The following is a 15,090-nucleotide window of genomic DNA, read 5'->3' on the forward strand; positions in this document are numbered from 1 at the left end:
CCTCGACTGACAGCGCCCGCATCGCCGGGATTCGTCGTCCGTCGGCGCCCACCGCAGCGAGTGACGAAAGCCCCATGCATCTATCGCACGGTGAGATTTCACCGTGCGTTTCTGGACTTTCGTGACACCCCTACGCGCGTGCGCGCGATCTGCCGCCCGGCCCGCACCGCCTGTCGCACCCTGGCGTCATGACCGCTGAGCCCCTCGCGCCGATCCGCTCGCCGCGTTGCTGATCGCCTGCGACCGCTTCCACACCCACGTCGCCCTACTGGCCGAGCGACTGCACGAGGTCGAGCTGACCGACGAAGACGCCGGCCGCATCGAGGAGGCGATTGGTCGTGTCTTCACCACGGTGGCGTTGGCAGGCTCGCTGACCATCGGCCTGCAGCGCGAGGCCAGCGACGCCGCATGCCCGCACTACAACGTGCTCACCGACGCCGAAACGAACATGATCGGCTCGCGGCCGTATCTCGGCCGGACCCGCTTAACGGCAGGCCGGGTCCTGGCAGCCGTCGACGGTGCCGGGCCGACGGAGGGGAAGGCCTCAAGCCCCACTGGAGCCCGGGCTCGTCCACCGCGAGCGCCGCGGCCTACTGGCCGGCGCAGAGGGCCCGGTCGATCAGGGTGGCCGAGGCCTTGATCTGCTGGACGGGGGACTGGCCGGGGCCGACCGTGGTGGCATAGAAGACCGTCGCGGCCGTGCGGCCGTCGGAGGTGACGCCGTTGTCGGAGATGGCGTTCCAGTTGCCTCCGCCGTGGAACCAGGCCCAGCCACCGCAGGGCAGCCGGCGCTTCATCAGCCCGAGCCCGTAGCCGGCGTCGCGCCAGAAGGCGCGGTACGGCGTGGCGGGGACGGTCTTCTTCATCTCCGCCAGCTGTGCCGGGCGCAGCAGGCGTCCGCCGAGCAGGGCACGGTAGAAGCGGTTGACGTCCTTCGTGGTGCTGATCATGGAGTGGTCGGCGTGACCGGCGACGTACGTCGTCACGTCCACCAGCGGGCCGCCAGGGACGAACCGCTTGTACGCCGAGAGGCGTGGCCCGGGCAGGAAGGACGAGGTGCCCGGGGCGAAGGTGTTCCTCAGGCCGAGCGGCTCTGTGATGCGCTCGAACACCTGCTGCTCCCAGGAGGTGCCGGTGACCTTTTCGATGAGCATCCCGGCCAGGACGTAGTTGGTGTTGGAGTAGGCCCATCCGGCGCCGGGCGCGAACGCCGGGCGATGCCGCATCGCCATCGCGACCAGTTGCTCGGGCCGGTAGGCCCGGAAGCGCTCCCGCCGGAAGCCCTCCTCGCTCGTCACCGTCTCCAGGGGCACGCCGGCATACTCGGGGACGCCGCTGGTCTGCCCGAGCACCTGCCGCACCGTGACCTTCGCGCCGTCGTTGCCGTTGCCCTTCACCAACCCCGGCAGCCACCGCTCCACCGTGTCGTCCAGGGCGAGTCTGCCCTCGCCCACCAACTGCAGCACGACGGTCGCCACGAAGGTCTTCGTGGTGCTGGCGACCCGGTGATAAGCGTTCCAGGCCACCGCGTCGCCGCTCCTCAGGTCGGCGACCCCGCCGCGCGCCGCGAACGTGTTCCCGGCCGTGCGCACCTCGGCGAGAACCCCGCTGATCCCGGTGGCCTTGAGAGCGTCCACGTCTTCCTGTAGCCGCTCCTTCCCGTACGCCGTCGCGCCGGCCGCCCCGGCCGAAGGCAGCACCACCACCCCGACGAGCCCGGCGGCGCCGGTCGCAGCCGCGGCGACGCACGCGCGCCGGAACCAACGGGGACGCCTCGTGTTCGAATCCTCAAATTTCATGATCTAGAGCCTCTCAGCGGCTCTCACCCGCGGCCATGAGGGATCCCCCTGCCCCGACCCCGGCTTCCCCCCGGCACCACCCTCAAGGAGGTCTCAGTAGTAACCACGGAAAATCCAACGGATATGCGGGTCCGGCCGAGATACGGCCAGAACCGGCCGCGGGCCGATCGTGTTCGTAATCTCGGACGGGGACTGGAGCCTCTCCGAGGCCCTGGGATGCGGAATCTCGGAAGTCCAGCCTGGAGATGACTTCCGAGATCGGCTGATCTCGGAAGTGAAGGCCAGCCTCAGCCGTACCGACGACTCGCCATCCACCCAGGTCGGCGGCTTCAAGATCGTCACCGCCCTGCTCGGCCGAGACCGTCCGCTCGCCGAGGTGGCCGACACCGAGATCGGCGCCGCGCTCACCGAGCTGTGGGGCCGATGCGCGCCGGCGACCTGGAACCGCAACCGCGCCGCCATCAGTTCCTGGCTCGCCTGGTGCCAGGCCAAGAAGCACTGGGCCGCCCCCTCGGTGCCAGCCGACGCCGAACGCCGCAAGGAAAGCGCCGATGAGACCCGCGCGGTCGCCAAGACCACCATCCACCGGCTGCTGTCGCGCCGCGACATTCCGCTGCGCGAGAAGACCCTGGGGCGGATGCTCTACGAAACGGCGGCCAGAGCCGCGGAGATTCTGGCGCTGAACGTCGAAGACCTCGATCTGGAGCACCGCCGCGCCCCCGTCCGCTCCAAGGGCGGGGCCGTCGAGTGGGTGTACTGGCACAGCGGCACCGCCCCATCTGCTGCCCCGGCTACTCCGGCTCCCGGACGGCAGCACACGCACCCACGGTCCGCTGTTCCTGGCCGAGCGGCGCCCGGTCCCCGCCCGCCGTCCGGCGGCCGCCGACATCTGCCCGCACACCGGCCGCGCGTGGGCGGGGCGATCGCAACCGGCCTGCCGGTTCGCGGCTTGCTCGCAGTGTCCACGTGTCGGCGCGTGCTGGCCTTCCCGTTGTGTGGCTTCCGGGCTGGCTGCTTGAAGCGGGTAGGGGACGGCGAGGGAGGGAGAAGCCGAGTCACAGTCACGGTCGGGTGTGGCGAGGGACTCATGAACCAAGGCCGCGAAGTTAAGATCTTCGGTGAGTGTCAAGTCCGGGTGCTCGACTGTGTGTGGTGGCCTCTGCCTGGGAATATGGATGTCCGCCGGGACCGGGCTGAGAGCGTAACCGCTTTTGTGATCTTGTATATTCGGCCCTGCCTGGCCATCGTCGACACTGGGGGGAGAAGCTGTTGAGGCCGGGTGCGCCCAGGTGGGCGGCCAGATCCCGGGCATGCCAGAGGCGAGTGGGCTGGGCGGCGAGCAGGTCCAGGACTTGCTGGGCGCGGGTGGGTCTGGGTGAGCCCGGCTGTGGGGTGGTGATGACGCCCTGTGAAATTTCGCAAGCGCCAACAAACCCCTAGGGTAGATCAGATGCCCCCCGCCTTCCGTCGTTACGTCACCGCCGACGGCTTCAGCCAGTTCGGCACCCAGGTCACGCGCGTGGCCCTCCCGTTGGTCGCGCTGCTGGTGCTGGACGCGGGCCCGTTAGAGCTGGGCCTGCTCAGCGCGGCCGAGATGATCGGCTTCCTCCTCTTCGGGCTGCCCGCCGGCGTGTGGGTCGACCGGTTGCGCAGGAAGCCCATCCTGGTGACCGCCGACGTGCTGCGCGCGGTGTCCCTGGTCTCCATCCCGATCGCGGCGCTGTTCGACGCGCTCACGCTGGCGCAGCTCTACGCGGTCGCAGTGATCGTCAGCATCGGCACGGCCTTCTTCGATGTCGCCCACATGAGCTTCCTGCCCTCCATCGTGACCAAGGAGCAGCTGCCCAAGTCCATGGGGACCCTGGAGTCCGTGCGCAGCCTCGCCGTGCTCTTCGGCCCGGGGCTCGGCGGCTGGCTCGTGCAGGTGCTCACGGCGCCCATCGCCATCGTGGTCGACGCGGTCAGCTACATGATCTCCGCCACCCTGCTGGCGACCGTCAAGGCCAAGGAGACGCCCTCCGGGGGGCGCGTGAGCCTGATGGAGGGCCTGCGCTACGTCCTCGGCCACCGCATCCTGCGCCTGATCGGCCTCGTCGGCGCCATGAACATGTTCATCAGCGGCATCTGGGCCATCGTCCAGCCGTTGTACCTGGTCAAGGAGCTGGGCGTGAGCGCGACGGCCTACGGCCTGATGATCTCGGGCGCGGGGGCGGGCGGCCTGCTCGGCGCGCTCCTCGCGCCACGCGTGATCGCCCGCTTCGGTCACGGCCCCACGATGTACGGCGCAGCCGTCCTCATGCTGCCGCTCTTCGTGCTCGTCGCCTTCACGGGACCAGGCTGGCGGCTCGCCCTGTACCCGATCGGCATGGCGCTCATCTCCCTGGTCGGGGTCATGCTCAACGTCGCCCAGGGCAGCTACCGCCAGGCGATCTGTCCCGAGGCCCTGCGCGGCAGGATGAACGCCAGCCTCCGCTTCCTCATGTGGGGTTCGCTGCCGCTCGGCGGTGTCGTCGGCGGGCTGCTGGGCGAGGCCCTCACCGTTCACCAGCTCCTGTGGATCGCCTGCCTCGGCTACGCGGCGGGCTTCCTACCCTACGTGCTGGTTCCCGCCGTACGAAAGCTCAAGATCACGGACGACGGCGGCCGTGTGGACGCCGACGCCAAGCAGGACAGCCGCGCGTAGGTCGTCGGGGTGTCGACGTCGCGCCTGCCCGAGTCGATGATCACCTGCTCTGCGTCAGGGTTGGACAGGAGGAACCCGCCGACTATGAGCAGGGTGGCTATGGCTGGGGGCATCTGACCTGCCCCAACGTTCACGCGAACCAAGTGCCCCGCTACATCGTCAACCCTCATAGCGATACGTAAGCGCGGCATCGCCGTGCCCGCCATCGAACGTTCGGAACAACCTGACGACTTACAGGTCAACTGTCAGCTAAGGAGACTAAATAGGCCTGAACCGGACACTCACTGTCCGGTTCGCGCGAACCTTGCCATGTCCAGACTTACCTTGCCACCGGCCGCGTGACGTCCGTAGTAACCCTGCATCTGGAGGTGTCCCATTGCAGTCGAAGGTGTCGCTGTTCGCGTGCCGGTCGGGATGGGTGCGGCACCCTCGAAAACGAGGTGCGCGGTTACAGAACCCGGTGACATGCTCCCCGCGTGTTTTCACATATCCCAGGTGGCAGGCTCGGTCGAGTTGGCGGACATCACTGCGCGACTACTTGGCCAGTTGCCGTCATGGTTCGGCATCCCAGAGTCCAACGCGGAGTACGTAGAGTCGGCGACCCGCCTCCCCGGCCTCGTCGCCCGCCCCGATACAGCCGATACAGAGGCCATTGGTGTCTTGCTGCATCGGCGACACTTCGTCGAGGCCGCCGAGATCCACTTGATGGCGGTTGCCCCCTCCTGGCACCGGCGAGGGGTTGGCAGAGCGCTCGTCAACGTGCTTGCCTCGAACGTCAGCACAGACGGCTGCCAGATGCTTCAGGTGAAGACGCTGGGAGCTGCACACCCGGATGTTGGCTACGCCCAAACCAGGGCGTTCTACCGGTCTGTTGGCTTTCTCCCCCTGGAGGAGACCGCAGATCTCTGGCCAGGCAACCCCTGCCTGATCATGGTGAAATGGCTATCGCTCTCTCGCTGAGGCAGCAGAGTCTCAGAAGGGAAGAACTCCGAAAATGCAGAGTTGCTGGAAGAGTGCGGCGAGGTGGAAGCCACCATCCGCGCCTACCAGCGGGCATGAACGTTGGCGATCTGAGCAGTTACCGACCGCATGCTGAATGCCTGTCGAATCGTCCTCGACGCGCGACGGCGCCGCCCAAATCGAGGCCCGTCTGCCGGGGCAGGCGGGCCGTTCGAGCGGCGCGTCACCGCCATCCCGTGACTCCTGCCTAGGAGCAGACGCCCGGCAGGCTGCACAGCTTGCCGGTCATCGTGCGGGCGTCCATAAGCACCGAGCTGAAGTGGGAGGGTTTCAGGCTCTTGGTCACATTGCCGTCTTTGACGTAGATGGCGAGAGCCTTGCCCTTCCGTACGATGACGTAGCGAAACCTGCCCTCGAAGCCGAAGCCGCCGATGCGCAGCGCCTCGTCGCCAATTTCGGTCTTCTTCCATCGGTACGCGAAGGTGTAGGGCTTGGTGCCGCCCGTGGCGCATCGCTTGAGGTCGGCGCGTACGTCGTTGAACGCCCGGCGGGCGGCGGTCTTGCTGCGGTAGATCACGACCTGTTCGCTCAGATGATCGACATCGGCCAAGTACGTGATGGTGCGCGCCGCCACCCGGTTCTTCGCGCCGGGATTGCGCTGGCACGGGTTGATCTCCAGGCGCCTGCTCAGTTGGTTGCCCACCTTCCACTCCTCCCATGACTTCGCGGGTGCCGCGGCTTGGGCCTCGTACAGCAGGAATCCCTTAGGCAGGGAGGCGGACGACGATGCCACAGCCTCGCCCGCGCCGGTCACCAGCACCATGGCGGCAATTCCCAGCCCAATCAGCTTCTTGAGCAACGCCGGCTCCTCTGTTCGATTCTGAATGGAGTGCGCTGTGAGGTTAGACACCACTCTGGCTGATTTGTTCGCCAAGGCCCACGCTCACCCTGGTGCTTGATCGCGTACGGTCACCGCCGGTGAGTCGGTTGGAGGCGCATGGGAAGCTGTTGCGCTTTGCGCAGGGTTGGCGAGTAGCGTCCTGGCCATCTGCGCCGGGGTGGTGTCGTAGTCCAGAGCGAGTTCGCCGGCCGAGGTGACGATGACCGCATCGTGGTCCCGCAAGGGAATGGCTCCGCTCGCGCGCTCGCGAACGAGGACTGCCAGTGCGGTCAGCAACGGGATCGCGCGGATCGTGCGTTCCTGTGCGGGCGTGGTCATCGTCACCTCGGCCCTCTTGGGTGTCAGATCGCCGGTGTTGGGGTCCGCAGGTTAACCGCGGATGGCGTAGTCCGGGCATTTGCCCTGGTAGCCCCATAGGCGGTGATGACGCCCTGGGGGTGGGGGCGCCGCAGGGGGCCATCAGGCCGAACTCCACCACCATCTTGACCTGAGTGAGGGCCTTCGGAATGCGGCCATGCGACGTAGGGGGTGTTGTCCACGACCGCTGACAACCCAGCCAAGGCCCACAGCAACACCATCGTGGCTAGCTTCCGAGAGGCGGGCTATGTGGGCTCGGGAGTGGGTGGGCCAGCGCAATCGCTGTGGTCAACCTGGAGCGGAGCTTCCTCTATGTAACCGAGGCCCATCCACCCGTGCGCGCGCTGGTTGAGTTGTTCGCCGCCTACGACGCGCCGTGCAACGGTGACCGACCACGTCCGGACGAGCCATCAGGTGAGTTCGGGCACCTAATCGCATCACCACTCCGTCAGGTGACGCGGATGGCCGACGGGGTGGTGGTGTTGGATCCAGAGGCTGAGGATCGAGCTCGCCCTCTGGATGTCACAGGCCAGTCGGCGACCGCGGAGGATATGCGGCCTCCCAAACCCAGGTCGCATAGTGGTACGCGCGCTCTTCAACTGGAGACCGCCCTCGTGCCAGCGCAGCACGTAACGCGGCGGTGCCACTCGCAGGGATGGGTGAGACATGAAGGCGACACAGCAGCACAACCGGGACGTGTGTCCATGGCGCCCTTCTTCCCCGGCGACAAGGATGCGGCCCCGGAGGTGCATCGACACGCCGCCGAAGGGCGTGCGCGGCTGCGCGTGGTCGGCCACACTGGCCGGGGCGGTAGCCGCACAGCCTATCCATCGGGGACGGCTGGTCATGCGTGAACGTTGCGAGCCAGGGACAGTGATGAGGCCGGTAGCCGGAATGGATGCCGCCCGGGCGAAGAACCGGGGGCCGTGCGGTGTCGTGGTGGTCGTGGGCGCCGGGCCGTACGGCCTGTCAGTGGCGGCGCACCTGCGCGCGGCAGGGGTCGCCGTGCGGGTGTTCGGCGAGGTCATGGCCAGCTGGCGGCATCCGGCCGCGACGGGCATGTTCCTGAAGTCGACGCCCAGGGCCACCGACCTGTCCACCCCGAAGCCAGGGGGGAAGCTGGCCGACTACCGCCGGGAGGTGGGGCAGCCGGAGTTGACGGAGTTCACCCCGATCTCGTGCGAGGTTTTCGCCCGGTATGGGAAATGGTTCGCAGACCACTTCGCCGGCGAGATCGAGCCAAACCACGTCGCGCGTGTGGCACGCGGGCGCCACGGTTTCCAGGTCATGCTTCGGGGCGGCGAACGGGTCGAGGCGGCGGCGGTGGTGCTCGCCGCAGGCCTGGCCCCCTTGGCGTACGTGCCCGATGAGCTCGTGCCGCTCGCGCCGCAGGGACGGATGGGGCCCGAGGCCGTGCTGTCGCACACCAGCCAGCAGACAGATCTGTCCAGGTACGGCGGGCGACGCGTGGTGGTAGTCGGCGGCGGTCAGTCCGCGCTGGAGAGCGCCGCGCTGCTGTACGAGCTGGGCGCCGAGGTGGACGTCCTGGTGCGCAGCGATCGAGTGCGATGGGGAACGCCGCCGTCGGCAAGGCGGCCATGGTGGCAGCGGATCGCCCATCCCTCCTCGCCTCTGGGTCCGGGGTGGGCGCTGAGAGGGCTGTGCTGGGCGCCGGGCCTGGTGCGCCTTCTTCCCGCCTCTCAGCGTCTGTGGCTTCACCGGCGCGCGCTGGGACCCTCGGGAAGCTGGTGGCTACGGGACCGCGTGGAGAACGTCGTGCCGGTGCATCTCCAACGCCGTATCACCCGTGCCCGGCTCGACGGCTCCACTGCCCGCCTGACGCTGGCAGGTGACGCCGGCGAGCTGAGGACCGACCACGTGCTGGCGGCCACCGGCTACCGCATCGACGTGGATGCGCTGTCCCTGCTGGCACCGGAGCTGCGCAGGGCGATCGCCCGGGTTCCCGGCTCCGGAGCTCCGCGGCTGTCGCCCGGCCTGGAATCGTCGGTGTCGGGCCTGTATTTCGCCGGATCGATGGCGGCGCCCACGTTCGGGCCGATGCTGCGTTTCGTCGCCGGAACCGGCTTTGCCGCCCGGCGGATCACCGCCAGCCTCTGTTCTCGCGTCGGGCTTATGGTGTGACCTGCGACTCAGCCGGTCGGGTAGTCCTGGTTCAGGTTGTGCGCATTGTTGACATTCACCTCGACGCTCCGGCTAGCTTGGGGAAGCGATTTATGCGTGATGACGGGAACGCCCCCTGAGGACCTAAGGCCTCGAAGGTTGCTCGAGTCCTCAGGGAGCGAGGTTGTTCCTTCTAAACGGCGCGTTGGACGCGGTGGCGGGTGAGTTGGAGCTGGACTGCCGTCGTCTGGCGCTGGCCACCGGGATGAGCAAGAGCACCGCCGATCGGGCGTTGAAGCGGTTGTGCTGGGACGGCTGGCTGGAGGATGCGGGCCGGGCCGAGCTTGCGCACGGTGCGTAGCCGGCACGCCTCGGCTTCGATGTGGGCGGGGGTACGGTGCGGGGTGGTGTGTGGCCGGCTGGGCCGATCGTGCAGTCCCGCCTCGCCGTGCTGGCGCCATCGCCGTAGCCACTTGTGCGCTGTGGAGCGTGAGATGCCCATCTCGGCGGCCACATGGGCGACCGGCCGGCCGGACAGGATGCGATCAACGAGCAGACGACGACCATGAACGGTCAGCCGGGCGTTACGGTGGGACACGAGGCCTCCGTGTGTGCTGCAGATTCGACACCTACACCACACCGGAGGTCTCTTTGTTGATCAAGTACCACTGTTAACAACGCTCGTGGTCATTACAGCTAGCGGGTCTCCTCGAGGGCAGAGCCCTTCTTCCACTCCTTGAACGACAGCTGCCAGAAGCCCCAGCCGTTGTTCCACTCCAGCTCGCGGTTGGTGCCGGTGATGTCGACCACGTCGCCGCGCTGCATGGTGTCGTGGAACCACTTGGCCTGGTCGGGGCGGGAGTTGATGCAGCCGTGGCTGACGTTCTGCCTGCCCTGCGCCCAGACGTTGTTCTTGGCGTGGACGTACTCACCGGAGTTGGAGATGCGCACGGCGTGGTTGATCATCACGTCGTAGTAGCCGGGGTCGCCCTTCTTGCGGCCGGGCGAGATCATCCGGACCGGGTTGGCGCGCTCCATGGTCAGGTGGACGCCCGAGGTGGTGGTGTACTCCCGCGTGGTGGCCATGCCCGCGCTGATGCGCATGGTCTTGACCTTCTTGCCGTCGCGGTAGACGTACATCATGTGCGTCTTGGTGTTGACCTTGCTGATCTGCTTGGCGCCGATCTTGATGGTCGTGGTGTAGTCCTTCACCCCGTACATGTCCTTGCCGCCCTGCACGCCGTTGAGGCGCGCGGTCAGCTTGACATCCTGGTGGGCGGGCCAGTACTTGGCGGTGCGGTAGATGACGGTCTTGTCGTTGATCCACCGCCAGGCGCCCTCGACGGGCTTTTCCGCCTCGACCTCCAACGCCCCCTCCACGGCCGCCTTGTCGGAGACCGGGTTGTTGAAGGTGAGGATGATCGGCGCCCCCACGCCGACCTTCTCGCCCTTCTGGTTCGGGGTGACGTCGGCGACCTCGAGCTCGACCTCGGGCTTGAGGGTCTTGAAGCTGGCCGCCGCCGTCGTCGCCCCGGCCTTGGCCGAGACGCTGTAGCTGCTGGTCGGCCTCAGCGGTTCCTTGGAGACCCACTTGGTCTTGTCAGCGTTGAAGGAGCCTTCGAGCTGCTTGCCGCCGCCCTGGACGACCACCTCGTCCAGCGCGCCGCCCGAGGCGGTGACGACCACCTTCTTGTTCGGCTTCACCTTGGAGCTGCCCTGCGCTGGGCTGATCTTGATGGCGGGAGCGGGCGAGGGCGAGGCCGTCGCCGACTTCCCAGCCGCGGCGGGCCCGCCCGGGGCGGCTGGGCCGCCCGAGCAGGACGCCGTCAAAGCGGCGGCCACGAGGACCGCGACTCCCGCGACGGGCCTCCTCCAAGCTGGCGCAACACTCAACACAGATCTCTCCCCCAGAACAGCAAAGCGCACCACAAGACTTTATTGGTCATACCTGTTAGATGCCGAATCATATGGGAGAGTTCGGTAACAATTAGGACACCTAAGAGCGTCAACCAGTTGACAGGCGGTGAGTCAGACCCGTGTGTCGGCGTCCCGCGCCCTTGGTGCGGATGGCCTGGGCCAGCGCCCGGCGCGATCCGACGATCACCACCAGGCGTTTCGCCCTGGTGATCGCGGTGTAGAGCAGGTTGCGCTGCAGCATCATCCACGCGCTGGTGGCCAGCGGGATGACCACCGCCGGGTACTCGCTGCCCTGGGAGCGGTGGATGGAGACGGCATAGGCGTGGGCCAGCTCGTCCAGCTCGTCGAAGGAGTAGTCGACGCTCTCCTCCTCGTCGGTCAGGACGGTGAGCTTGTGGTCGTCGGGGCGGATGTCGGTGACCACGCCGACGGTGCCGTTGAAGACGCCCGCCGCGCCCTTGTCGTAGTTGTTGCGCAGCTGGGTGACCTTGTCGCCGATCCTGAAGACGCGCCCGCCGTAGCGCCGCTCGGGCATCCCCTCACGCGCGGGGGTCAGCGCCTCCTGCAGGGCGAGGTTGAGCGCGCCCGCGCCGGCCGCGCCCCTGTGCATGGGCGCCAGCACCTGCACGTCGCGGCGGGGATTGAGGCCGAACTTGCGGGCGATGCGGCGCGCGACCACGTCCACCGTGAGCGTGGCGATCTCCTCGGGCTCCTCGCAGGGGAACAGGAAGAAGTCCTTCATGCCCTCCAGCACCGGGTGGCGGCCGGTGTTGACCCGGTGGGCGTTGACCACCACGCCCGACTCCTGCGCCTGGCGGAAGATCTGCGTCAGCCGTACGCGGGGGATGTCGTCGGCGGCCAGCAGGTCCTTGAGCACCTCGCCCGCGCCGACCGAGGGCAGCTGGTCGACGTCGCCGACCAGCAGCAGGTGGGCTCCTGGGGCGATGGCCTTGACCAGCTTGTTGGCCAGCAGCAGGTCGAGCATGGAGGCCTCGTCGACCACGACCAGGTCGGCCTCCAGCGGGTTGTCGCGGTCGAAGGTGGCCTCACCGCCAGGACGCAGTTGCAGCAGGCGGTGCACGGTGGTGGCCTCGTGTCCGGTCAGCTCCGACAGGCGCTTGGCCGCCCGTCCTGTCGGGGCGGCCAGGATGACCTTCGCCTTCCTCGCGCGGGCCAGCAGCACGATGGAGCGCACGGTGAAGGACTTGCCGCAGCCGGGGCCGCCGGTCAGCACCGCGACCTTCTCGGTCAGGGCCAGGCGCACCGCCTGACGCTGCTCGGTGGCCAGCTCCGCGCCCGTCTGGCCGTGCAGCCACTGCTCGGCCCTGACCCAGTCGACGTCGGCGAAGCTTTTCAGCCGGTCGCGGCCGGTGCGCAGCAGGGTGAGCAGGCTGCCGGCCAGCGACAGCTCCGCGCGGTGGAAGGGCAGCAGGTAGACCGCGGGCACCACGTTGTCGCCCGCGGGGATGTCCTCGCGGACCACGCCCTCCTCGGCGACCAGCTCCTCCAGGCAGCTCTTGACCAGCTCGGGCGTCACCTCGAGGATCTTGACGGCATCGCCGACGAGGTTGGGGGCGGGCAGGTAGCAGTGGCCGTCGTCGGCGGCCTGCGACAGGGTGTAGCGCAGGCCCGCCTTGACCCGCTCGGGGCTGTCGTGCGGGATGCCGACCGCCTGGGCGATGGTGTCGGCGGTCTTGAAGCCGATGCCCCACACCTCGTCGGCCAGCTTGTACGGCTGGCCGCGCACGACCGAGATCGACGCCTCGCCGTACTGCTTGAAGATGCGCACCGCGATCGAGGTGGACACGCCCACGCCCTGCAGGAAGATCATGACCTCCTTGATGATCTTCTGCTCCTCCCAGGCGACGGCGATCAGCTTGGTGCGCTTGGGGCCCAGGCCCGGCACCTCGACCAGGCGCTCGGGGCTGGTCTCGATGACGTCGAGCGTGTCGGTGCCGAAGTGGTCGACGATGCGCTCGGCCATCTTCGGGCCGATGCCCTTGATCAGTCCCGAGCCCAGGTAGCGGCGGATGCCCTGCACCGTGGCCGGCAGCACGGTGGCATACGACCACACCTCGAACTGCCTGCCGTAACGGGGGTGGGAGGTCCAGCGGCCGGTCAGCCGCAGCGACTCGCCGACCTGCGCGCCCAGCAGCGGCCCCACCACGGTGAGCAGTTCCGCGCCCGAACGCTCGGTGGCCACGCGCGCGATAGTGTAGCCGCTCTCCTCGTTGGCGTAGGTGATCCGCTCGAGCACCGCCTCCAGCACGCTGCCGTTCTCCACGCCGACCATCCTAAAGGCGATCTTTTCAGCGTCTCCCTGCTCGCTCGGTACTCTTCGGCGTTATGAGCCAAGTGGGTGAGTCCACCGCCAGGGCGCTGCTGCGCAGGCTGGCCGTGGAGCAGAGTGAGTCCAGGGTGCCGTCGCTGACGGCCGCCGTCGTGCGCGACGGCGAGGTGGCGTGGTTCGGCGGCAGGGGAAGGGTCGGCGAGGGCGAGCCCACCCTCGACACCCAGTACCGCCTCGGCTCGATCACCAAGAGCATGGTCGCCACCGTCGTCATGCGGCTGCGTGACGAGGGCCTGGTCGACCTGCTCGACCCGATCGGCAAGCACGTCGAGGGCACCCCTTTCGAGCAGGTGACGATCGCCCAGTTGCTCTCGCACACCGCGGGCCTGACGGCCGAGCCGCCCACCGAGTGGTGGGAGCGCACGCCCGGGCTGCCGACCGACGAGCTGCTCGCCAGGCTCGGCCCCGAGAACTCCAGGCACCGGCCGGGCCGCCGCTTCCACTACTCCAACCTCGGATACGGGCTGCTGGGCGAGCTGGTGGCCCGCCATCGCGGCATGCCCTGGCTCGAGGCCGTCCGCCGCGAGGTCCTCGAGCCGCTCGGGATGAACGACACCACCGCCAGGCCGCGCGCCCCGCACGCCAGCGGCTACGCGGTGCATCCCTTCGCCGACGTGCTGCTGGCCGAGCCCGAGCACGACGCGGTCTCGATGGCGCCCGCGGGCCAGCTGTGGTCCACCCCCGGCGACCTGGCCCGCTGGGCGATCTTCCTGACCGGATCGGGCGACGGCGTGCTCGGCAAGGCCACCCTGGCCGAGATGCGTGAACCCGCCACCGTCGCCGACGGCGACGCCTGGAGCGCGGGCTACGGCCTCGGCCTGCAACTGCTGCGCGACGGAGGACGCCGCCTGTCCGGCCACACCGGGTCGATGCCCGGCTTCCTGGCCACCGTGTGGGCCGACCCCGCCGAGAGGGTCGGCGTGCTGTTCATGGCCAACACCACCTCGGGGGTGCGCGGCACGCTGCTGACCGACCTGCTGACCATCCTGGACGAGCACGAGCCGCGCCTGCCCGAGCCGTGGGAGCCCGTCGCCGCCGACCCCGACCTGCTGGCCATGACGGGGCTGTGGCACTGGGGGCCGACGCCGTACGTGCTGAGGCTGCTGCCCGAGCGCGGACTGTCCCTGACGCCCCTGCGCGGCGTGGGACGCGCCTCCCACTTCGTGGCCCAGCAGGACGGCACGTGGCTCGGGCTCGACGGCTACTACGCGGGAGAGGTGCTGAGGGCGGGCGACGGCTACCTCGACCTGAACACCTTCATCTTCACCCGCGAGCCGTACGACCCCGCCGCCCCGATCCCTGGCGGACCCGGGGAGTGGAGCGCGTAGCAGCCGCGACGACCGCGCGCTGCTGGCCGACATCGTCACCGCGGTGCTGGACCTCGACCCGACCAGTGACGGACGTCCCCGAACCTCGTTCGGTGCTCCTGCGGGCCGGTGACCGTCTCGTGGTGACCGGCCCGAACGGCTGCGGCAAGTCGAGCCTGCTCGCCGTGCTCGCGGGGACGCTGGCACCCGACGCGGGGAGCGTGCAGCGCAAGCGGGGGGCGCGGGTGGGGGTGCTCGCTCAGGAGTCGCCGCCGCCATCGCGGCGGCGGGCCTTCGAGGTCTACGACGCCGCCATGGGCCGGCTCGTCAGCTCGGGCGAGCTCGACGAGGCGGAGCGGCTCGGCCTCACGCAGCTCGGCCTGCTCCCCTCCGGCGCCGCCCACCGGCCGGTGAGCGAGCTGTCGGTCGGCCAGCAGCGGCGGCTCGACCTGGCCGTCCTGCTGGGCGCGCGACCACACCTCCTGCTGCTCGACGAGCCGACCAACCATCTGTCGATGGCCCTGGTGGAGGAGCTGACGCAGGCGCTGGCCGCGACGGGCGCCGCCGTGGTCCTGGCCACCCACGACAGGCAGCTGCTGCGCGACACGGCGACCTGGCCGCGGCTTCACCTCTGACCGCGGAGCCGGCCGCGACGTCCACGACGGACTCCACGTCCTCACGGCGGTAGCCGCGCT

Annotated in this window: 11 protein-coding genes and 2 pseudogenes; 7 read left to right on the forward strand and 6 right to left on the reverse strand. The window is 68.8% G+C overall.

The genetic code is table 11. From position 1 onward, the window contains the following. Positions 1-590: 590 nt before the first annotated feature. Complete coding sequence (locus ABFX50_RS47640; RefSeq protein ID WP_346157200.1) at positions 591-1,799, reverse strand: serine hydrolase domain-containing protein; 1,209 nt, start codon at positions 1,797-1,799, stop codon at positions 591-593. Positions 1,800-1,968: 169 nt separating this feature from the next. On the opposite strand from ABFX50_RS47640, the gene ABFX50_RS47645 reads away from it, so the two are divergent. From ABFX50_RS47645 to ABFX50_RS47655, 3 genes are all read left to right on the forward strand, one after another. Further along, a complete protein-coding gene (locus ABFX50_RS47645; protein WP_346157202.1) occupies positions 1,969-3,072 on the forward strand; it encodes a hypothetical protein in 1,104 nt (367 codons plus the stop codon). A 177-nt stretch (positions 3,073-3,249) separates the two neighbouring features. Next, positions 3,250-4,482, forward strand: coding sequence for an MFS transporter (locus tag ABFX50_RS47650; RefSeq protein WP_346157204.1), 1,233 nt, complete (start codon positions 3,250-3,252; stop codon positions 4,480-4,482). A 495-nt stretch (positions 4,483-4,977) separates the two neighbouring features. Then, positions 4,978-5,442, forward strand: a complete 465-nt coding sequence (locus tag ABFX50_RS47655) for a GNAT family N-acetyltransferase (protein WP_346157207.1) — start codon at positions 4,978-4,980, stop codon at positions 5,440-5,442. Between the two features lie 247 nt (positions 5,443-5,689). Here ABFX50_RS47655 and ABFX50_RS47660 read toward each other — a convergent pair whose 3' ends face one another. Then, a complete protein-coding gene (locus ABFX50_RS47660; RefSeq protein WP_346157209.1) occupies positions 5,690-6,301 on the reverse strand; it encodes a hypothetical protein in 612 nt (203 codons plus the stop codon). An 84-nt stretch (positions 6,302-6,385) separates the two neighbouring features. Continuing rightward, complete coding sequence (locus ABFX50_RS47665) at positions 6,386-6,667, reverse strand: hypothetical protein (protein ID WP_346157211.1); 282 nt, start codon at positions 6,665-6,667, stop codon at positions 6,386-6,388. Positions 6,668-7,594: 927 nt separating this feature from the next. Here ABFX50_RS47665 and ABFX50_RS47670 point away from each other — a divergent pair. Together ABFX50_RS47670 and ABFX50_RS47675 are read left to right on the forward strand one after the other, a co-directional pair. Further along, positions 7,595-8,842, forward strand: a complete 1,248-nt coding sequence (locus ABFX50_RS47670) for an FAD-dependent oxidoreductase (RefSeq protein WP_346157214.1) — start codon at positions 7,595-7,597, stop codon at positions 8,840-8,842. Between the two features lie 163 nt (positions 8,843-9,005). After that, entirely contained in the window at positions 9,006-9,182 is a 177-nt protein-coding gene (locus ABFX50_RS47675) for a hypothetical protein (RefSeq protein ID WP_346157283.1), read from the forward strand. Here ABFX50_RS47675 and ABFX50_RS47680 read toward each other — a convergent pair. The 3 genes and pseudogenes from ABFX50_RS47680 to recD2 form a co-directional block, all read right to left on the reverse strand. Then, positions 9,147-9,419 (reverse strand): annotated as a pseudogene (locus ABFX50_RS47680) (helix-turn-helix domain-containing protein); the annotation flags it as partial. The gene ABFX50_RS47675 and the pseudogene ABFX50_RS47680 overlap by 36 nt on opposite strands. A gap of 98 nt (positions 9,420-9,517) precedes the next feature. Beyond that, on the reverse strand, positions 9,518-10,663 hold the full coding sequence (locus tag ABFX50_RS47685) for a L,D-transpeptidase (protein ID WP_346157217.1): 1,146 nt from the start codon (positions 10,661-10,663) through the stop codon (positions 9,518-9,520). 163 nt (positions 10,664-10,826) lie between these two features. Beyond that, positions 10,827-13,022, reverse strand: coding sequence for an SF1B family DNA helicase RecD2 (gene recD2, locus ABFX50_RS47690; protein ID WP_346157220.1), 2,196 nt, complete (start codon positions 13,020-13,022; stop codon positions 10,827-10,829). Positions 13,023-13,084: 62 nt separating this feature from the next. Between recD2 and ABFX50_RS47695 the strand changes: the two genes are divergently transcribed. Together ABFX50_RS47695 and ABFX50_RS47700 are read left to right on the forward strand one after the other, a co-directional pair. Further along, the gene (locus ABFX50_RS47695; protein WP_346157221.1) at positions 13,085-14,416 is read left to right on the forward strand and encodes a serine hydrolase domain-containing protein; all 1,332 of its coding nucleotides are present in this window, start codon (positions 13,085-13,087) and stop codon (positions 14,414-14,416) included. Between the two features lie 83 nt (positions 14,417-14,499). After that, positions 14,500-15,030, forward strand: a pseudogene (locus tag ABFX50_RS47700) (ATP-binding cassette domain-containing protein); the annotation flags it as partial. Positions 15,031-15,090: the final 60 nt, after the last annotated feature.

Source organism: Nonomuraea recticatena, assembly GCF_039533245.1.
Classification (GTDB): domain Bacteria; phylum Actinomycetota; class Actinomycetes; order Streptosporangiales; family Streptosporangiaceae; genus Nonomuraea; species Nonomuraea roseola.